Origin of the sequence: Agromyces litoreus (assembly GCF_040496015.1) — a bacterium.
Classification (GTDB): Bacteria; Actinomycetota; Actinomycetes; order Actinomycetales; family Microbacteriaceae; genus Agromyces; species Agromyces litoreus.
In genome coordinates this window covers 63089-81469 of record NZ_JBEPKA010000006.1, presented here as the reverse complement: position 1 = coordinate 81469, position 18381 = coordinate 63089, and the positions used below count along the sequence as shown (strand labels likewise).

The 18381-nt window shown below is 72.7% G+C and carries 21 protein-coding genes; 10 read left to right on the top strand and 11 right to left on the bottom strand.

What is annotated here, in order from left to right:
• Window positions 1-21: 21 nt before the first annotated feature.
• Entirely contained in the window at window positions 22-516 is a 495-nt protein-coding gene (locus ABME01_RS06630; RefSeq protein WP_353827584.1) for an Lrp/AsnC family transcriptional regulator, read from the bottom strand.
• Entirely contained in the window at window positions 513-1337 is an 825-nt protein-coding gene (locus ABME01_RS06625; RefSeq protein WP_353827583.1) for an oxygenase MpaB family protein, read from the bottom strand. Before ABME01_RS06625 ends, ABME01_RS06630 begins: the two co-directional genes overlap by 4 nt.
• Window positions 1338-1398: 61 nt before the next feature.
• On the opposite strand from ABME01_RS06625, the gene ABME01_RS06620 reads away from it, so the two are divergent.
• Both ABME01_RS06620 and ABME01_RS06615 read left to right on the top strand, forming a co-directional pair.
• On the top strand, window positions 1399-2580 hold the full coding sequence (locus ABME01_RS06620; RefSeq protein ID WP_353827582.1) for a glycoside hydrolase family 3 N-terminal domain-containing protein: 1182 nt from the start codon (window positions 1399-1401) through the stop codon (window positions 2578-2580).
• Between the two features lie 73 nt (window positions 2581-2653).
• A complete protein-coding gene (locus ABME01_RS06615) occupies window positions 2654-3220 on the top strand; it encodes a YceI family protein (protein WP_353827581.1) in 567 nt (188 codons plus the stop codon).
• A 116-nt stretch (window positions 3221-3336) separates the two neighbouring features.
• On the opposite strand, the gene ABME01_RS06610 is transcribed toward ABME01_RS06615, so the two are convergent.
• Complete coding sequence (locus ABME01_RS06610; protein WP_353827580.1) at window positions 3337-4467, bottom strand: winged helix DNA-binding domain-containing protein; 1131 nt, start codon at window positions 4465-4467, stop codon at window positions 3337-3339.
• Between the two features lie 110 nt (window positions 4468-4577).
• Here ABME01_RS06610 and ABME01_RS06605 point away from each other — a divergent pair, with 110 nt between their 5' ends.
• Entirely contained in the window at window positions 4578-6176 is a 1599-nt protein-coding gene (locus ABME01_RS06605; RefSeq protein ID WP_353827579.1) for an ABC-F family ATP-binding cassette domain-containing protein, read from the top strand.
• A 44-nt stretch (window positions 6177-6220) separates the two neighbouring features.
• The gene (locus tag ABME01_RS06600) at window positions 6221-7093 is read left to right on the top strand and encodes an SDR family oxidoreductase (RefSeq protein WP_353827578.1); all 873 of its coding nucleotides are present in this window, start codon (window positions 6221-6223) and stop codon (window positions 7091-7093) included.
• Between the two features lie 14 nt (window positions 7094-7107).
• On the opposite strand, the gene ABME01_RS06595 is transcribed toward ABME01_RS06600, so the two are convergent.
• From ABME01_RS06595 to ABME01_RS06585, 3 genes are read right to left on the bottom strand one after another with little or no spacing between them, the layout of a single operon-like run.
• Window positions 7108-8001 (bottom strand): SURF1 family cytochrome oxidase biogenesis protein, encoded by an 894-nt coding sequence (locus ABME01_RS06595; protein WP_353827577.1) that lies wholly within the window; start codon window positions 7999-8001, stop codon window positions 7108-7110.
• On the bottom strand, window positions 7998-8228 hold the full coding sequence (locus tag ABME01_RS06590; RefSeq protein ID WP_436407410.1) for a hypothetical protein: 231 nt from the start codon (window positions 8226-8228) through the stop codon (window positions 7998-8000). The genes ABME01_RS06595 and ABME01_RS06590 overlap by 4 nt, the downstream gene beginning before the upstream one ends.
• A complete protein-coding gene (locus tag ABME01_RS06585; protein WP_353827576.1) occupies window positions 8225-8611 on the bottom strand; it encodes a DUF3099 domain-containing protein in 387 nt (128 codons plus the stop codon). Before ABME01_RS06585 ends, ABME01_RS06590 begins: the two co-directional genes overlap by 4 nt.
• Window positions 8612-8788: 177 nt before the next feature.
• Here ABME01_RS06585 and ABME01_RS06580 point away from each other — a divergent pair, with 177 nt between their 5' ends.
• On the top strand, window positions 8789-9499 hold the full coding sequence (locus tag ABME01_RS06580) for a beta-ketoacyl-ACP reductase (RefSeq protein ID WP_353827575.1): 711 nt from the start codon (window positions 8789-8791) through the stop codon (window positions 9497-9499).
• Window positions 9500-9563: 64 nt separating this feature from the next.
• On the opposite strand, the gene ABME01_RS06575 is transcribed toward ABME01_RS06580, so the two are convergent.
• From ABME01_RS06575 to glgC, 3 genes are all read right to left on the bottom strand, one after another.
• A complete protein-coding gene (locus ABME01_RS06575; protein WP_353827574.1) occupies window positions 9564-10517 on the bottom strand; it encodes an SMP-30/gluconolactonase/LRE family protein in 954 nt (317 codons plus the stop codon).
• 75 nt (window positions 10518-10592) lie between these two features.
• Entirely contained in the window at window positions 10593-11255 is a 663-nt protein-coding gene (gene serB, locus ABME01_RS06570; protein ID WP_353827573.1) for a phosphoserine phosphatase SerB, read from the bottom strand.
• Window positions 11252-12499, bottom strand: a complete 1248-nt coding sequence (glgC, locus tag ABME01_RS06565) for a glucose-1-phosphate adenylyltransferase (RefSeq protein ID WP_353827572.1) — start codon at window positions 12497-12499, stop codon at window positions 11252-11254. The genes serB and glgC overlap by 4 nt, the downstream gene beginning before the upstream one ends.
• Window positions 12500-12578: 79 nt before the next feature.
• Between glgC and glgA the strand changes: the two genes are divergently transcribed.
• From glgA to ABME01_RS06550, 3 genes are all read left to right on the top strand, one after another.
• Window positions 12579-13769, top strand: a complete 1191-nt coding sequence (gene glgA, locus ABME01_RS06560; protein WP_353827571.1) for a glycogen synthase — start codon at window positions 12579-12581, stop codon at window positions 13767-13769.
• Window positions 13770-13821: 52 nt separating this feature from the next.
• Window positions 13822-14610, top strand: coding sequence for an ABC transporter ATP-binding protein (locus ABME01_RS06555; RefSeq protein ID WP_353827570.1), 789 nt, complete (start codon window positions 13822-13824; stop codon window positions 14608-14610).
• Between the two features lie 107 nt (window positions 14611-14717).
• On the top strand, window positions 14718-14966 hold the full coding sequence (locus ABME01_RS06550; protein WP_129233276.1) for a type B 50S ribosomal protein L31: 249 nt from the start codon (window positions 14718-14720) through the stop codon (window positions 14964-14966).
• Between the two features lie 80 nt (window positions 14967-15046).
• Here ABME01_RS06550 and ABME01_RS06545 read toward each other — a convergent pair whose 3' ends face one another.
• Window positions 15047-15547 carry a hypothetical protein gene (locus tag ABME01_RS06545; RefSeq protein WP_353827569.1) on the bottom strand — a complete coding sequence of 167 codons (501 nt, stop codon included), beginning with the start codon at window positions 15545-15547 and terminating at the stop codon, window positions 15047-15049.
• Window positions 15548-15609: 62 nt separating this feature from the next.
• Window positions 15610-16311 carry an exonuclease domain-containing protein gene (locus tag ABME01_RS06540; protein ID WP_353827568.1) on the bottom strand — a complete coding sequence of 234 codons (702 nt, stop codon included), beginning with the start codon at window positions 16309-16311 and terminating at the stop codon, window positions 15610-15612.
• A gap of 61 nt (window positions 16312-16372) precedes the next feature.
• On the opposite strand from ABME01_RS06540, the gene ABME01_RS06535 reads away from it, so the two are divergent.
• Both ABME01_RS06535 and ABME01_RS06530 read left to right on the top strand, forming a co-directional pair.
• Complete coding sequence (locus tag ABME01_RS06535) at window positions 16373-17281, top strand: alpha/beta fold hydrolase (RefSeq protein WP_436407409.1); 909 nt, start codon at window positions 16373-16375, stop codon at window positions 17279-17281.
• Window positions 17278-18378, top strand: a complete 1101-nt coding sequence (locus ABME01_RS06530; RefSeq protein WP_353827566.1) for a glycosyltransferase family 4 protein — start codon at window positions 17278-17280, stop codon at window positions 18376-18378. The genes ABME01_RS06535 and ABME01_RS06530 overlap by 4 nt, the downstream gene beginning before the upstream one ends.
• Window positions 18379-18381 lie beyond the last annotated feature (3 nt).

Below are 18381 nucleotides of genomic sequence, written 5' to 3'. Positions count from 1 at the left end.
GTTCGTCCTGTCGACGGCGGCTCAGGGGCGCCAGATGTCCAGGGACTGCGCGGGCGGGCTGCCGTCGAGCTCCTCGAGGATCAGGTGCGACCGGGTGGACACGACCCCCGGCATGTCATGGATGTCGCGCAGGATCGCCTGGCTCAGCTGCTCGTGGTCGGGCGCGCTGACGGTCAGGATGATGTCGATGTCGCCGGAGACGGCCTGGACCTTCTCGACGAAGGGCAGGGTCGCGAGCTTGGCGGCGATGGCCTCCCAGGACACGTCGCCGATGCGCACGACGACGAGGGCGGAGATGTTCAGACCGATCGCCTTGCGGTCGATCTGCGCCCCGAACCCGGTGATCACGCCCCGCTGCTGGAGCGCGAGCACGCGGTTGTGCGCTGCGGTGCGGGACACGTGCACGCGTTCCGCGAGGGTCCGCACCGAGAGTCTGCCGTCGCGGCTGAGCTCTGCGACGATTCGGCGGTCGATCGCGTCGAGCGGTTCGCCGTGCTGCGGTGCGTGCTGGGTCATCCTCGTCCTCGCGGGTCAGTCACAGCGTACCGGCTCGGGCGCTCCAGCCGCCGGAGCGTTCGACGGGTCGGGATGGCGCGGACCCGGGCGGGCACGAGGCGTCGCAGCACCCGGAGCGCGGTGAACCATCCTGCGGCCGTACGCTGCGCCCTCGGCGTCCAGTGGAGGCCGTACGCCTCGCGCAACGCGGCGGGGAGCAGGGCGGCCGTGACCAGTCGGACGGGCGCCATGAGCGGGACGAGCACCGGCGGGAGGCCGGTGCCGGCGAGCAGGTCGTGCGCGACGGCGCGGGCGTCCTCGCCCACGCTGGTCGCGGACAGCCGGTCGGCCCACCACCCATCGAACTCCGCCCGGGTCTCCGGCCAGCCCGCCGGCTCGCCCTGCAGCCGGGCGGCGAAGGCCCCGTAGCTGCGCACGAGCGCGTCGGCCGTGCGGTCGTCGAGCGGCGCACCCTGCAAGCGCTCCTCGAGCCGGAGGCTGACCGCCAGCAGCGTCGCGGCGACCCAGCGCTGCGCGTCGGGGTCGCGCGCGTCGTACGCCGGCCCCCTCCCGCCACGGACGGAGGCGTGCCGCCCGTCGACCGCACGCACGACGCCGCGGATGGTGCGCTCGTCGCCGAACGTGACGGCGGTGAGGTAGCCGTGGGTGGCCACGAGGCGGTCGAGCGGCCGCTCCCGGAACCGGCTGTGCCCGGCCACGCCTGCGGCGACCCTCGGGTCGGCGAGCTGCAGCAGGATCGCGGCGGCGCCGCCGGCCATGAGCGTCGCATCCGCCGCGTGTCGGCGGAGGATGGCGAGATCATCGGCGCGGCGGTGGTCCACCCCTCCAGTGTCCATGCCTCTCGTGCGGATGCCGCCCAGCCGTGCCGCGTAGACTCGCCGGGTGCGTCGCGCTCCGAGACTCCTCCCCGTCGCGATCGCGGTCATCGGCGCCGCGATCCTCGCCGGCTGCAGCGCGCCGTCGGATGCGGCGGCGCCGAGCCCGTCGGCGGCGCCGGCGCCGTCGCCGACGCCCACCCCGACGCCGCCGACCGCCGCGGAGTGGGCGGCGGATCGGGTCGCCGCCATGACGGACCGCGAGAAGGCGGCGTCCCTCCTGATGCTGCATGCGCCCGGCACGACGCCGGATGCGATGCGCACGATGATCGACGCGGGTATCGCCGGCGTCATCCTCATGGGCGACAACATCCCCGCGGACGAGGCGGGCCTGGCCGCGCTGACCGCCGAACTGCAGGCGGACCCCGACGCGGCGACGCTCATCGGGATCGACCAGGAGGGCGGCATCGTGAGCCGCATCGCCTGGGATCCGGCTCCCGCTCCGTGGGACCTGCGCGGTGCGGACCCTGCGGCCACGCGCGATGCGTTCGCCGCCCGCGCGGCCGCGCTCGCGGCATCCGGCGTGAACGTCAACTTCGGCATCGTCGCCGACGTCACGGACGATCCCGGCTCGTTCATCTACGATCGCGTCCTCGGCACCGAGCCGCAGGGGGCGGCCCAGCGGGTCGCGGCCGCCGTGGAGGGAGAGCGCGGCCGGGTCGCGAGCACCGTGAAGCACTTCCCGGGGCATGGCGCCGCTCCCGGCGACTCGCATGTCTCGGTGCCGTCGGCCCCGCTCTCGCTCGACCAGTGGCGGGCGGGCCCGGCCATGCCGTTCGAGGCCGCGATCGACGCCGACGTCGAACTCGTCATGACGGGTCACCTCGCGTACCCGTCGGTGGATGCGGCGCCGGCATCGCTCTCGTCCGAGTGGCACCGGATCCTCCGCGAGGAGCTCGGCTTCGACGGCGTCCTCGTCACCGACGACATGCTGATGCTGCAGCACAACGGGCTGGCCGAGTACCAGGACCCCGGTGAGAACGCGATTCGCGCGGTCGCGGCCGGCAGCGACCTGCTGCTGTACGTGCTGCCGGCCGATCCGTCCGAGTTCGGCATCAGCGTCGATGGACTCAGCGCGTCGATCGCCGCCGCCGTCGCCGACGGTCGCATCCCGGGGGAGCGGCTGGACGACGCCGCCACGCGGGTGCTCGAGCTGCGCCGCGAACTCGTGGAGGCCGGTCGGGAATAGTTCGGGCGGTTCGATACGTTTGCATTGATCGTGGCCGACCGGCCGCGAATGCACACCACTGGGAGAGAACCGCATGACGACGACCGCGACGACCGTCGAGATCCCCGGCTACCGCGCCGGCACCTGGAAGATCGACCCGATGCACAGCGAGGTGGGCTTCAGCATCCGCCACCTCATGATCAGCAAGGTCAAGGGCAAGTTCGAGCGCTTCGACGCCACCTTCATCACCGCGGAGGACCCGCTCGAGTCGCGCGTGACCGCGTCGGCCGAGGTCGCCTCGATCACCACGAACGAGCCGAACCGCGACGCGCACCTGCGCACCGGCGACTTCTTCGCCGCGGACGAGCACCCGACCATCGACTTCACCTCCACCGGCGTCCGCGTCGAGGGCGGCGAGTTCAAGGTCGACGGCCTGCTGACCCTGCGCGGCGTCACGAAGCCCGTGACCTTCGACTTCGACTTCGGCGGCTTCGGCGGCGACCCCTACGGCAACTACAAGGCCGGCGCCACGGCGAAGACCGTCATCAACCGCGAGGACTTCGGCCTGAGCTACAACGCGGCCCTCGAGACGGGCGGCGTGCTCCTCGGCGAGCAGGTCACCATCACCCTCGAGCTGCAGGCGGCGCTGGTCCAGGACTGAGCCGACGCTCGCGGCGCACGCGAGCACCATGTCGAACGGGTCGCACCCTCCGGGCGCGGCCCGTTCGTCATGCGCCGAGGCCGGGGCCGCCGCCGCGCACCGCGCCGCGCCCGGTCTCAGCCGACCGGGCCGAGCACGGTCTCGTCGATGCCGTGCAACTCGAGGCCCTGGAACCCGGCCCACACCCTGATCGGGCGCTCGAACCGCTCGGTCGCACCCGCGACCGGCGACCCGAACCACCGCAGCTCGACGCGCGGCTTCGCCGCGGTGCCCGCGCGGCGCCACGTGCCCACGATGCGACCGTCGAGCACGAGGACCGGCTGGAACACGCCGTTGCCGCCGGGGATCACGTGGTCGGCGAAGCTCGGATCGCACACCGTCGACCGGTCGGCGTAGCCGAGGAAGTACTCGTCGAACGCCGCGAGCGCGAGCGCGCCGCGCGGTCGGTTCGCGGCGGCGTCCGCCACGCCGGCGGCCACGTACCGGGCTCGATCGCCCGCGGCGGACCCCTCCTGCACGGGTTCGACGGCGTCGCCCGCGGCGTCGAGCCCGGTCCGCGCATCGCGCAGGGTCAGGCCCGACCACCAGGCGAAGTCGGCGAGCGTCACCGGGCCGTGACCGGCGACGTAGGCGGCGAACAGCGCCGCGAGCGTCTCCTCGCGGGAGTCCGGGTCGTCCGGGCTCGACGGCGACCACTCGTCGAGCAGCGCGAAGTGCTGCTGTCGCCCGTCGACGGGGCCGCCGCACAGCACGCCGTCGAGCGCGAGCCACCAGATGAGGTGGTACGTGCGCGGGCCGCTCGGTGCGATGCCGGCACGTTCCCAGATCGCCGACAGCTCGTCTCGGGTGGCCGTGCGTCCGCCTGCGAGCGACTGCTCGACGGACTCGCGCGTCCTCCGGTACTCGGCATCGCCGAGCTCGAGCCGCTCGTGTCGCAGGCGTGCGCCCGCGAGGACGCGCGCCGAGGTCAGGCGGAGCGTGGGCCGGAGCAGCCGAGCCGGCATGACGTGCAGGGTTCCGCGCATCGGCCAGGAGCGCACGAGACGGCGATCGGCGAGCGCGACGTCGACGGCCGCGAGGCTCGGCTGCGACATGCGCGACCCGATCGCCCACTTCGCCGCCCCGAGGTCCTGGGCCTGGAGCGCCCCCAGGCGTTCCACGACCGCGACCGCGTCGGCGGCCGGCTCGCGGAACCCGTGGGACTGCAGGCGGAGCGCGCGGGCCCGCGGGGAGGTTCCGGTCGGCATGGCGCCAGTCTGCCGTGCTCCGCCGACACGCGGCATCCGGTCGCGGGGATTAGACTGGTGGGCTGTGCCGGTCGGCACGAACCCCAACCCATCCGAACCCGGAGGTCACCGTGCTCGCCGTCCACGACCTGGAGATCCGGGTGGGCGCGCGCCTGCTCATGGAGGGCGTGAGCTTCCGCGTCTCCGCCGGCGACAAGATCGGCCTCGTCGGTCGCAACGGCGCCGGGAAGACCACGCTCACCAAGACGCTGGCGGGGGAGACGCTGCCGACCGACGGACGCATCGACCGCTCCGGCGAGATCGGCTACCTCCCGCAGGACCCGCGCTCGGGCGACCCGGAGATGCTCGCACGGACGAGGATCCTCGACGCTCGCGGGCTCGGGTCGATCGCACTCGGCATGCACGAGGCGTCCGAGCGCATGGGCTCATCCGACCCGGCCGTCGCCGAGAAGGCGATGAAGCGGTTCGGCACGCTGACCGACCGGTTCACGGCCCTCGGCGGCTACGCCGCCGAGGCGGAGGCGGCCTCGATCGCCTCGAACCTCAACCTGCCCGACCGGATCCTCGACCAGCCGCTGAAGACGCTCTCGGGCGGGCAGCGCCGGCGCATCGAGCTCGCGCGCATCCTGTTCTCCGACGCCGACACGATGATCCTCGACGAGCCGACCAACCACCTCGACGCCGACTCCGTCATCTGGCTCCGCGAGTTCCTGAAGGGCTACCGCGGCGGCGTCATCGTCATCAGCCACGACGTCGAGCTCGTCGGCGAAGTCGTGAACCGGGTGTTCTACCTCGACGCGAACCGGTCGGTGATCGACGTCTACAACATGGGCTGGAAGCACTACCTCCGGCAGCGCGCCGCCGACGAGGAACGACGCAAGAAGGAGCGCGCCAACGCCGAGAAGAAGGCGGACGCGCTGCGCCAGCAGGCCGCGAAGTTCGGGGCGAAGGCCTCGAAGGCGGCGGCGGCGCACCAGATGGTCGCCCGCGCCGAGAAGCTGCTCTCCGGGTTGGAGGAGGTGCGGGCCGTCGACCGCGTCGCGAAGCTCCGGTTCCCGACCCCCGCGCCCTGCGGCCGCACGCCGCTGACCGCGAGCGACCTGTCGAAGAGCTACGGCTCGCTCGAGATCTTCACCGCCGTCGACCTCGCGATCGACCGGGGCTCGAAGGTCGTGATCATCGGACTGAACGGCGCCGGGAAGACGACCCTCCTGCGCCTGCTCGCGGGCGTCGACCGGGCCGACACCGGCGTCGTCGAAGCCGGCCACGGCCTGCGCATCGGGTACTACGCGCAGGAGCACGAGACACTCGACGTCTCGCGCACGGTCCTGCAGAACATGGTGAGCGCCTCGCCGAACCTCACCGAGACCGAGGCGCGGAAGGTGCTCGGCTCCTTCCTGTTCACCGGAGACGACGTGCACAAGCCCGCGGGCGTGCTCTCGGGCGGTGAGAAGACGCGCCTCGCGCTCGCGACCATCGTCGTCTCCGGCGCCAACGTGCTGCTGCTCGACGAGCCGACCAACAACCTCGACCCGGCGAGCCGCACCGAGATCCTCGACGCGCTCGCGCACTACGAGGGCGCCGTCGTGCTCGTCTCGCACGACCCCGGCGCGGTCGAGTCGCTGAACCCCGAGCGCGTGCTGATCATGCCCGACGGCGTCGAGGACCACTGGAGCCGCGAGTACCAGGAGCTCATCGAACTGGCGTAGCCGGCCGCCCCGCAGGCGCGCGCCCCGAACCGAGGAGACCCACGATGGACCACTCCCTTCCGCTCGCCGGGAAGACCGCACTGGTCACCGGCGTCTCACGTCGCCGCGGGATCGGATACGCGGTCGCGATCAGGCTCGCCTCGCTCGGCGCGAGCATCTTCATCCACCACCACCGACCGCACGATCTCGACCAGCCGTGGGGCGGCGACGACCTCGACGCGGTCCGCGGCGGCGTCCGGTCGGCGCTCGCGCCCGGCGCGGCGATGGGCGACTTCGGCGCCGACCTCACCGACGCCGGCCGGATCGAGGCGCTGCTGGAGGCGGCGCGAGGCCTCACGGGCGAACTCGACCTCCTCGTCTGCAACCATGCGAAGAGCGGCGATGACGGCGGCATCCTCGACATGACCCCGGACCGGCTGGACGCGTTCTGGGACGCCAACACGCGCTCCACCCTGCTCCTCACGGCCGCGTTCGCACGGACCCGCTCAGGTGCGCCCGAGGGGAGCCGGCGTCGTCCCGGCGAGCTCGTGCCGAGCGAGCGGCCGTTCGCCGAGCCCCGGGGACGGGTGTTCTGGATGACGTCCGGCCAGATCCACGGGGCCATGCGCGGCGAGGTCGCGTACGCGACCAGCAAGGCGGCCCTCGCCGGAGTGACCGCGACGGTCGCCGCCGAACTGCTCGAGCTCGGGATCATCCTGAACACGATCGACCCGGGCCCCGTGAACACCGGCTACCTGGATCCCGAGACCACCGATCGGCCGCTCGAGGAGCTGCAGGAGCGACTCGCGACGCTCCCGTTCGGCCGGTACGGCCGGCCCGAGGATCCGGCCGAGCTGATCGGATGGCTCGCCACGCCCGCCGGCGCCTGGGTCGTGGGCCAGGTGCTCACGAGCGACGGCGGTTTCTCGCTCGGCTGAACGGAGGTCGGGCGTCAGCGGCGGTCGAGGATCTCGTCCTCGACGTCGGCGTCGGAGGGACGCCCGGGCCTGCCGGGCCGTCGTGTCGCCGCGGGCCGCGGCCGAGGACCCGTTCGGGTCGGAGCCGCGCCGGGTCCGTGCCGGTCCGCGTCCGCCTCGCCGGCCTCGCCCGGCTCCGCGAGCATGGCCCTGCGCTCCTGGTCGGCGAACCATCCGAGCGCAACGAACGCCATGAGCGCGAACAGGAACCACTGCAGGGCGTACGAGAGGTGCGGGCCCTCGTCGCGGATCGGGCGGGGCAGCGCCGCCGGAGCCTCCGCAGGTCCACCGCCGTCGGAGACCAGGATGCCGTAGGCGCCCGTGTACGTCGGCGCACCGACCCGATCCGCCATCTCGTCGAGGTCGATCGTCGCGAGCTCGGCGCCCGAGGACGTGCGCCCGGCGATCGTGCCCTCGCCGGCCTTCAACCGCGCGATCACCTCGACCTCGCCGGGCGGAGGCGCCGGCACGGCGGAGGGACGGCCATCCGAGTCCTGGGGAATCCAGCCGCGGTCGACCATGAAGACCGAGCCGTCCGCGAGCCGGAGCGGCGTGATCACCTCGAATCCGGTGCTGCCGCGGTACGGCCGGTTGCGCACGACGACCTCCTCCGCCGGGAGGTACTCGCCCGTCGCGGCGACCACCTGCCAGCGCTGGTCGATGTCGAACCCGGCCGGGTCGGGGAGCGCGTCCGCGAGCGGGACGGGCGCGGCATCGTAGTTGGCGTCGATGCGGGCGACCTCGGCGAGCGCCTCCGCTCGCCGGTTCAGCTGCCACGTGCCGAGCGCGGAGCACGCGATCGCGAACACGATGACGAGTGCGAGGTAGCCTGCCCACCGTGGCGAGGCCAGGAAGCGCCAGTCGCTCACGAGCGCCCGCCGTCCGTCGCCGCGAACGCCTCGACCCGGACCGGGAACGATCGCGAGGCGAGGAAGTCGCGGAGGTAGTCGACGTGCTCGTCGCACGCGAGCCAGGTCTTCACCCGGTCCTCCGAGTGGATGCGGGGATTGCGCCAGTCGATGCGCCACGCCGCCGCCTCGCGGCACCCCGCGCGTGAGCAGCCGCCCTGGGGGGCGGCGGAGGAGAGGCCGATCACCGGTCGCCCTCCTGCCGGCCGGGCTCGCGCTCCCGGTCGTGCGATGACGGCCCGGCGGAGTCCGCTCCACCGTCGCCCGCAGCCGGGTCGGCCTCGGTCCAGTCCGTGCCGCCGTCGGGTCGTCGCAGCGCCACCAGTCCGCCGGGTCGCTCGACCTCGCTGCGCCGCGATGTCGCGACGTTGGCCACCACGACGGCGAAGTAGGGGAGGAAGACGGCACCGGCGGCGAAGACGAGGAGCCACCATCCCTGGACGAACAGCAGCGCGATGATGCACACGACACGGATCGACATCATGACCGTGTACTTGATCATCCGTGCCCGCCGCTCCTCCTCGGGGGACGGCGGCAGCGAGGTGATCGACTGCAGGGGCTCGTGCTTCATGGTGGTCGCCGTGGACTGCGGCGCTCCTCTCCGTCAAGCCTACGTCCGCTGCACCCGCCCGATGACGCGCACTCGGCAACCTCTATGCTGGGACGCGGCGCGCGGGCCGCGCCTTCACCTCGATCGCGCCGCCGCACGCACGCCGGCCGCGTTCCCCGACAGAGACGGAGTCCCGCCATGACCACGAGCCGAACGGTGCTGGTGACCGGAGGCAACCGCGGCATCGGCTACGCCATCGCCGAGGAGTTCGTGGCGCAGGGCCACCGCGTGGCCGTGACCGCCCGCTCGGGCGAGGGGCCCGAGGGCAGCCTGACGGTCCGAGCCGACGTCACGGACGCGGACTCGATCGACCGCGCGTTCACCGAGATCGAGGCCGAGTTCGGACCGGTCGAGGTCGTGGTCGCGAATGCGGGCATCACCCGCGACACCCTGCTGCTGCGCATGAGCGAGGACGAGTTCACGAGCGTCGTGGACACCAACCTCACGGGCGCCTTCCGCGTGGTCAAGCGCGCGTCGAAGGGCATGCTCAAGTCGCGCTTCGGTCGCATCGTGCTCATCTCGAGCGTCGTGGGCCTGTACGGCTCGGCCGGCCAGGTCAACTACTCCGCGTCCAAGGCCGGCCTCGTGGGCATGGCCCGCTCGCTCACGCGCGAACTCGGCGCCCGCAACATCACCGCCAACGTCGTCGCGCCCGGCTTCATCGAGACCGACATGACCGACGCGCTCCCCGAGGCCCAGCAGGCCGAGTACAAGAAGAACATCCCCGCCGGTCGCTTCGCCACGCCCGGCGAGGTCGCGCGGGTCGTCACCTGGCTCGCCGGCGAGGACGCCGGCTACGTCTCCGGCGCCGTGATCCCCGTCGACGGCGGCCTCGGCATGGGGCACTGACCTCGGGTCGGGAACGACACGGGGCGTCGCGGGCGCGGAGTCGACCCCGACCGCGCGGCGCGGCTCAGCGGTCGATCCGCACCGCCTGGTAGGGCGTCGTCGGGGTGGCCGGCGTCCCGAAGCGGGCGTTGGGCAGGACGAGCCCGTGGCCGAACGAGTCGACGGTCGTCGGCACGTCGAAGTCGGGGCTCGTGAGCGTGTCGACGAGTTCGCCGGTCGTGCCGGACGGGTCGAGCCTGATCACCGCGACCTGGTTCAGCTGGTTCTGCACGACGTAGAGCGTGCGGCCGATGACGAGCATCCCGTCGCCGTTCGGCACGCTCGCGCCGCCGAGGTCGACGGCGGTGGCGTCGCCGGTCGCCGGATCGACGCGGTAGAGCGTGGCCGTCGACGTCTGCACGACGAGCAGCGCCTGATGATCGGGGGTCTCGACGATCCCGTTCGCGTTGAAGCCGGGCACCTGCACCCACTCACCCCCGAGGGGCACGGTCTCGACCTCGGACTGGTCGGGGAGCGTTCCGCCCGGACCGATCGGGAGCCGGTAGAGCTCGGCGGCCTGGCTGTTCGTGAACCACGCCGCATCCCGCGTCACGATCACGTCGTTGATGAACGCCGGATCCGTGGTCAGCTGGTACGACGCGAGCACCTCGCCGGAGTCGGGGTCGACGACGCGCGCATCGCCGACGGGACCGCCGGCGACGAAGAGTCGCCCCTGCGCGTCGAGGTCGAGTCCGACCGAGGGCGTCCCCGGTCCGTCGCTGACGATCTCCCCGGTCCCCGTCTTCAGGTCGGCGGCGTAGATGTCCCCGTTCGCGAGCGACCCGAAGTACGCGGTGCCGCCGGGGGCGATCGCGATGCCCTCCGGCTGGAAGCCGTCCGGCAGCGCGATGACCGATTCGACCGCGCCACCGCCTGCGTGGGACGGCGGTGCCGCCACGGCCGGCGAGGCGACGGCGGCGACGAGGAGCGCGGCGAATGCGGCCGCGGCGGACGAGCGTGCGACGGTGCGGCTGGTCATGGGGTCAGGCTAGGCGCATCCGTCGGTGCCGGGCGGGGTTCGGATGCGACTCCCAGCCCGGGCCTCCCGATCGACTCAGCCGCGCAGGCCCGCGAGCGCCAGCACGCCGCTGAGGTCGGCGCGATCGATCGCGACATCCGCCTGCGCCCGCACGACGGGCTTCGCGCAGAACGCGACGCCGAGCGCCGCACGATCGAGCATGCGGAGGTCGTTCGCGCCGTCGCCGACGGCGATCGTGCGCGAGAGCGGCGTCCCGGAGGCCGCGGCCCACTCCTCGAGCGCGCGGCGCTTCGCCTCGGCGTCGACGACGTCGCCGAGCACGTGCCCGGTGAGTCGCCCGTCCGCGACCTCGAGCCGGTTCGCGCGGCAGAAGTCGAGGCCGAGCCGCTCGGCGAGCGGGTCGAGCAGTTCGTGGAAGCCGCCCGAGACGACGGCGACCCGTCCGCCCGCCGCGTGCACGCCGTCGATCAACTCGTGCACGCCGGGTGTCGGCGTGAGCCGCGACCGCGCCGCCTCGACCTCGGCGACGGGGAGCCCGGCGAGCGTCGCGACGCGTTCCCGCAGGCTCGCGGCGAAGTCGAGCTCGCCGCGCATCGCGCGCTCGGTGACGGACGCGACGTGCTCGAGGGTGCCGGCCGCCTCGGCGAGCAGTTCGATCGCCTCCTCGCGGATCAGGGTCGAGTCGGCGTCGAGCACGACGAGGAGGCCGCCGGAGCGGCCCGGGGACGCAGGGCTCACGCGTGCTTCCGGACGTGCGACCCCTTGCCCACCACCGTGATGCCGCTGTCGGTCACGACGAATCCGCGCGCGAGGTCCTCCTCGCGGTTCTCGCCGATGTGCGCTCCGGCCTCGACGACGACCTCCTTGTCGAGGATGGCGCGGCGCACGGTGGCGCCGGCCTCGATGCGCGCCCGGTCGAACAGGATCGAGTCGGAGACGTTCGCGCCCGAGCCGACGATGGCCCACGGACCGAGCACGCTGCGCTCGACGTGCGCGCCCGAGATCACCGACCCCAGCGAGACGATCGAGTCGATGACGGTGCCCAGGGAGCCGCGCGCGTCGCGCGTGAACTTCGCGGGCGGCGAGTTCACCTGCTGGCTGAAGATCGGCCACTCCTGGTTGTAGAGGTTGAACACCGGGAGCACCGAGATGAGGTCCTGGTGGGCCTCGAAGAAGGAGTCGATCGTTCCCACGTCGCGCCAGTAGTACCGGTCGCGGTCGGTCGAGCCCGGCACGTCGTTGCGCTTGAGGTCGTACACGCCGGCATTGCCCTGCGCCACGAAGGCCGGGATGATGTCGCCGCCCATGTCGTGGCTCGAATCGGTGCGCTCGCCGTCGCGAAGCACCGCGTCGATCAGGGCGTCGGCGTTGAACACGTAGTTGCCCATGGACGCGAGCACCTCGTCCGGCGAGTCGGGGAGCCCCTCCGGCTCCTTCGGCTTCTCGAGGAACCGGTGGATGCGGTCGGGCGACTTCGAGTCGACCTCGATCACGCCGAACTGGTCGGCGAGCGAGATCGGCTGACGGATGGCGGCCACGGTCGCGTCGGCGCCCGAGTCGATGTGCGCCTGGATCATCTGGCTGAAGTCCATGCGGTACACGTGGTCGGCGCCGACCACGACGATGATGTCGGGCTGCTCGTCGTAGATCAGGTTGAGGCTCTGCAGGATCGCGTCGGCCGAGCCGGAGAACCACCGCTTGCCGAGCCGCTGCTGCGCCGGCACGGAGGCGATGTACGAGCCGAGCATGCCGTCGAGCCGCCAGGTCTGCGACACATGCCGGTCGAGGCTGTGCGACTTGTACTGCGTCAGCACGACCATCTGGCGCAGGCCGGAGTTGACCAGGTTCGACAGCGCGAAGTCGATGAGGCGGTACTGCCCTCCGAACGGGACCCCCGGCTTGGCCCGATCCTCGGTCAGTGGCATGAGGCGCTTGCCCTCACCGCCCGCGAGCACGATGCCGAAGATCTTCCGCGTAACCATGAGCCCAGCGTAGCCAGAGGGACGCCGCGGGCGACAGGGGTGTTGACGCCTCGCGTCCCCATGGGGCTAACGTGGCCGCATGCGAGTCGACCTGCTCACGCGCGAGTACCCGCCCGAGATCTACGGAGGCGCCGGCGTGCACGTCGCCGAGCTCGTCCGGGCGCTCCGCCACGACATCGAGGTCCAGGTGCGCTGCGTCGGCGGTCCGCGCGAGGAACCCGACACGACGGCCTACGCCACGCCGGCCGAGTTCGCGGGGGCGAACGCGGCGCTCTCGACCATGGGCGTCGACCTGCTCATGGCCCAGGACGCCGCCGGGACCGACCTCGTGCATTCGCACACGTGGTACGCGAACTTCGCCGGATTCACGGCGAAGCAGCTGCACGGGGTGCCGCACGTGGTCACGGCGCACAGCCTGGAGCCGCTACGTCCATGGAAGGCGGAGCAGCTCGGTGGCGGGTACCGCGTGTCGAGCTGGGTGGAGCGGACCGCCTTCGAGGACGCGGATGCGGTCATCGCTGTGAGCGACGGCATGCGGCGGGACATCCTGCGGTCCTACCCGGGGATCGACCCGGCGCGGGTCTCGGTCGTCTACAACGGCATCGACCTGGCGGATTGGACGCCGAACCCCGACGCCGACCTCGCCCGGTCGCTCGGCCTGGATCCGGACCGCCCGTCGATCGTGTTCGTCGGTCGGATCACGCGCCAGAAGGGCCTGCCGTACCTGTTGCGGGCGGCCGGGTCGCTGCCGCCCGAGGTGCAGCTGGTGCTGTGCGCGGGGGCTCCCGACACCCCGGAGATCATGGCGGAGGTGTCGGGTCTCGTCGCCGAGCTGGCGCAGACCCGCCAGGGCGTCGTGTGGATCGACCGCCACCTGCCGCGCGGCGAGCTCACGGCCCTGCTCACGGCGGCCACCTGCTTCGTCTGCCCGTCGGTGTACGAACCCCTCGGCATCGTCAACCTCGAGGCGATGGCGTGCGGCGCGGCGGTCGTCGGGACGGCGACGGGGGGCATCCCGGAGGTCGTCGACGACGGGGTCACCGGCGTGCTGGTCCCGATCGAACAGCATGACGACGGCACCGGGACGCCGCTGGACCCCGACCGCTTCGTCGCCGACCTCGCGGCGGCGCTCGAGCGCGTCGTCGCCGACCCCGCGCGGGCCCGTGAGATGGGTGCGGCGGGCCGTCGGCGCGCGGAGGAGCACTTCGCGTGGGACGCGATCGCCGCCGAGACCAGGGCGCTCTACGAGCGCGTGCTCGCGGGGCGCTGAGCCGTCCACGGGTGGCCGGGGGCGTCCCGTGCGTCCCACTAGCATGGGAGCCATGGCGTCTACGGTTCTCCAGTTCCAGCATGTGTCGGTGGTCCGCGACGGCAACACGATCCTCGACGACATCGACTGGAGCGTCACGTCCGACGAGCGCTGGGTGATCCTGGGCCCGAACGGCGCCGGCAAGACGACGCTGCTGCAGATCGCGGCGGCGGCCATGCACCCCACGCGCGGCACCGCCGAGGTGCTGCAGGAGTCGCTGGGCAAGGTCGACGTGTTCGAGTTGCGTCCGATGATCGGCTTCGCCTCGACCGCGATGGCCCGGCAGATCCCGAAGAACGAGACCGTGATCGACTCCGTGATCACCGCCGCGTACTCGGTGACCGGGCGCTGGAACGAGGAGTACGAGACGATCGACGACCGTCGCGCGAAGCGCGTGCTCAAGGAGTGGGGCCTCGAGGGCTTCGCCGAGCGTCGCTTCGGCAGCCTCTCCGACGGAGAGCAGAAGCGGGTGCAGATCGCCCGGTCGGTCATGACCGATCCCGAACTGCTGCTGCTCGACGAGCCGGCCGCCAGCCTCGACCTGGGCGCCCGTGAGGAGCTCGTCGCACTGCTCGGCGGCTTCGCCTCGTCCGGATCGTCGCCCGCGATCGTGATGGTGACGCATCACGTCGAGGAGATCCCCGAGGGCTTCACGCACGCGATGCTGCTGGCCGACGGGAAGATCCGCGCCGCCGGTCCGATCGCCGAGGCGCTCACGGCCGAGACGCTCACCGAGACGTTCGGCATGCCGATCGAGCTCACCGAGCGAGACGGGCGCTACACCGCGCGCGCCGCCCGGTGACGCATCGCACGTCGCGCCTCTGCTAGAATCGTGTTTTGGCCCGACGGCCGACACGCTTCCCTGCCCCGGCGCAGGGCGACCCCATCATCCGACCAGCAAGGATTCTCATGAAGACCGACATCCACCCCGAGTACAACGCCGTCGTCTTCCGCGACCTCGCCTCGGGCGAGACGTTCCTCACCCGCTCGACGGTGACCAGCGACAAGACCATCGAGCTCGACGGCGAGACCTACCCGGTGATCGACGTCGAGATCTCGTCGGCCTCGCACCCGTTCTACACGGGCAAGCAGCGCATCATGGACTCGGCCGGCCGCGTCGAGAAGTTCAACAAGCGCTTCAAGGGCTTCGGCGCGTAAGACGCTCCACGAAGGGGCGGGCGACTCCGGTCGTCCGCCCCTTCGTCATGCCCGCGCAGCGCGGTGCGCCTCGTCGCGATTCAGTCGGCGCCGGGGCGTGGGACCCGCGTGAGCCCGGCCGCCCAGTCGAGCGCATCGACCTGCGCCTGATGCGCCGTGATCCGTTCGGCGTCCAACGCCTCGCCGACCGCCACGAGCGCGCGCGCGTCGGTCGGGGTGCCGGTCCCCTCGTCGAGCACCGACCGCGCCCGATCGACGAGCTCGCGGACCGAGATCCGCTCGTGCAGGAACTGCACCGCGAGCTCGCGCAGAGCGAGCTGCACCGTCTCCGGGGCGAGGGGATCGGGTACGCCCGACCCGAGCTGCTCGAGGGAACGCCCGAGGGCGTCGCGCAGCGCCCACGGGGAGTCGGCATCGCTCATGCCGGCGAGCTCGTGCAGGGCCGGCGCGTCGAGCCCGGCCACGGTCGCCTCGACGGCGGCGTCCACGAGGAACCCCGGCGGGCTGTCGCCCAGGATCCACAGCGCGCTCGCCTCGACGAGGGCGTCGATCGCGGACCGATCGGGGACAGGTGCCGTCATGGGGCAAGGATCGCACGCGCACGGCGCGACCGCGAGGCCCTCCGGCCCGCGCGGCTCCGCCCTCAGCGCAGCGGCCAGGCGCCGGTGGTCGTGAACTCGGGCTCGCCGTTGCGGCGCCGCCAGTCCTGGTAGCTCTCGGCCTGCTCGCGCGACCAGTCGACCTGCCGGGCGTGCAGGTCGCCCACGGCGACGGCGGCGAGGTCGGGGAACGCGCGGGCGATCGCCTGCGCCACCCGGCCCGCCGCGATCGCGTCGGCGCCCGCGTCGTGCGCCGCGGTCAGCTCGACGTCGTAGTGCTCGCACGCGGCCGTGAGCGTGCGCTTGCCGGGCCGGTAGCGGTCGACCGCGCGATCGATCACGAGCGGGTCGATGACGTGGCCCGGGCCGAGGAACGGCTCATGGCCGTATCGCTCGGCCTCCCGGCGCAGGACCGAGAGGTCGTACGCCGCGTTGTACGCGACGATGGGAAGGCCGCGCCGCGCCGCGTCGCGCAGCGCCGCGACGATCTCCTCGACGCCCTGCACCGCGGGCAGCCCCTCGAGGCGTGCCCGCTCGGTGGTCACGCCGTGGATCAGGGTGGCGGCCGTGGGGATCTCGACTCCCGGGTCGACGAGCCACTGGCGCTGCTCGAGCACGGCCCCGTCGCGCCCGATCACGCCGACGTGGGCGGTGACGATGCGGCACGTGTCGATGTCGATGCCGGTGGTCTCGAGGTCGAACACGGCGAGCGTGTCGGCCCAGGATGCGACGGGGGAGTGCTCCATGCCGGTCACCGTATCCGCGGCCCCCGACAGCGTTCAGGTGCCGCGCCGTAGGATGACACGGATGATCGCCTCACCGTACGCCGCAGACCTCGAGAGCATCCCGGTCCGCGAGCACCGCGCCGAGGTCCGCGGCAGCTCGACCGCATGGTGGGAGTACGGCCCGGAGGACGGACCGCTCATCGTCGCGGTGCACGGCTTCCGCGGCGACCACCACGGCCTCGAGCCGGTCGTCGCGAAGCTGCCGGGCTACCGGATCGCGGTGCCCGACCTGCCGGGCTTCGGTGCGTCGGCGACCTTCGAACGCGGCCCGCACGACATCGAGGCATACGCCGAATGGCTCGCCGACTTCGCGGTCGCGTGCGGCGCCGCCGACGTCTCCGCACGCGGCGGGGAGTGGACGCTGCTCGGCCACTCGTTCGGCTCGATCGTGACGAGCGCCGCCGTCGCCGCCGGACTCGCGCCGGACCGGCTGGTCCTGCTCAATCCGATCGGCGCTCCCGCGCTCGAGGGTCCGCGCGCCGTCATGACGCGCCTCGCGATCGCGTACTACCGCGCCGCCGCCGCGCTGCCCGAGCGGGCGGGGTTCGCCCTGCTGCGCAACCCCGCGATCGTGCGGGTGATGAGCGTCACGATGGCCAAGACCCGCGACCCCGAGCTGCGGCGGTTCATCCACGACCAGCACGACCGCTACTTCTCCTCGTTCGAGGATCGCGATGCGGTCCTCGAGGCGTTCGAGGCCTCGGTCGGGCACGACGTCCGCGAGTACGCGCCCCTGATCGACGTGCCCACCCTGCTCGTCGTCGCCGAGCAGGACGACATCACCCCGCTCGCCGCCCAGATCCGGCTCCGGCCGCTGTTCGCGGATGCGACGCTCGCCGTGATCCCGGACGTCGGCCACCTCATCCACTACGAGACGCCCGACGCGGCCGCGGGACACATCCGCGTGTTCGCCGAGGGGGAGCGCGCGTGAGGATCGTCGTCGACTGCCGGTACGTCCGGGTCGGCCACCACGACGGCATCAGCCGCTTCACCGCGGGCCTGGTCGGAGAGCTCGCGGAGCGCCATCCCATCACGATGCTCATCAGCGACCGCCGGCAGCTGGCGAAGCTGCCGCCGCTGCCGTGGGAGCTCGTGAGCGCACCGACGAGCGTGCGGGAGCCGTGGGTGGCGCGCCAGGTCCGCAAGCTCCGTCCGGACGTGGTCTTCTCGCCCATGCAGACGATGGGCTCGTGGGGGCGCACGTACGGCCTCGTGCTCACGCTGCACGACCTCATCTACTACGAGAACCGCACGCCGCCGCGCGACCTCCCGGTGTTCGTGCGCGCGCTCTGGCGCCTCTACCACCTGGCCTGGTGGCCGCAGCGGATGCTGTTGAACCGCGCCGACGCCGTCGTCACCGTCTCCGACACCACGGCGGCGCTGATCCGGCGCCATCGGCTCACGTCCCGGCCGCTCACCGTCGTCCCGAACGCCGCCGACGCCCTCGGCACGCCCGAGCTGCCGCGCCGCCGACCCGGTGGCGGCCGGCTCGTCTACATGGGCTCCTTCATGCCCTACAAGGGCGTCGACACGCTCGTGCGGGCCGTCGCCGCGCTCCCGGACCACGAGCTGCACCTCATGAGCCGCATCACCGACGACGAGCGTCGACGGCTCACCCGGCTCGCGCCCGAGGCGCGGCTCGTGTTCCACGACGGCGCATCCGACGAGGAGTACGCCGCCGTCCTCGCCGAGGCCACCGCGCTCGTGACGGCGTCCAAGGCGGAGGGCTTCGGCATCCCGCTGGTCGAGGCGATGCGCCTCGGGACCCCCGTGGTCGTCAGCGACATCCCGATCTTCCGCGAGATCGGCGGCGACGCCGCCGCGTACTTCCCCGTCGACGACGCCGACGCCGCCGCCCGGGCCATCGCCGGACTCGACCTGCCGGGGGAGTGGGAACGCCGCTCCGAGGCATCCCTCGCCGCCGCCGCGCGGTTCACGTGGGCCGCCTCGGCCGAGCGACTCCTCGAGCTCCTCGTCGAGGTGGGGTCGGGAACCGGGCGCGCGGCCCACGCGCGCCGGCGCCGCTGATCC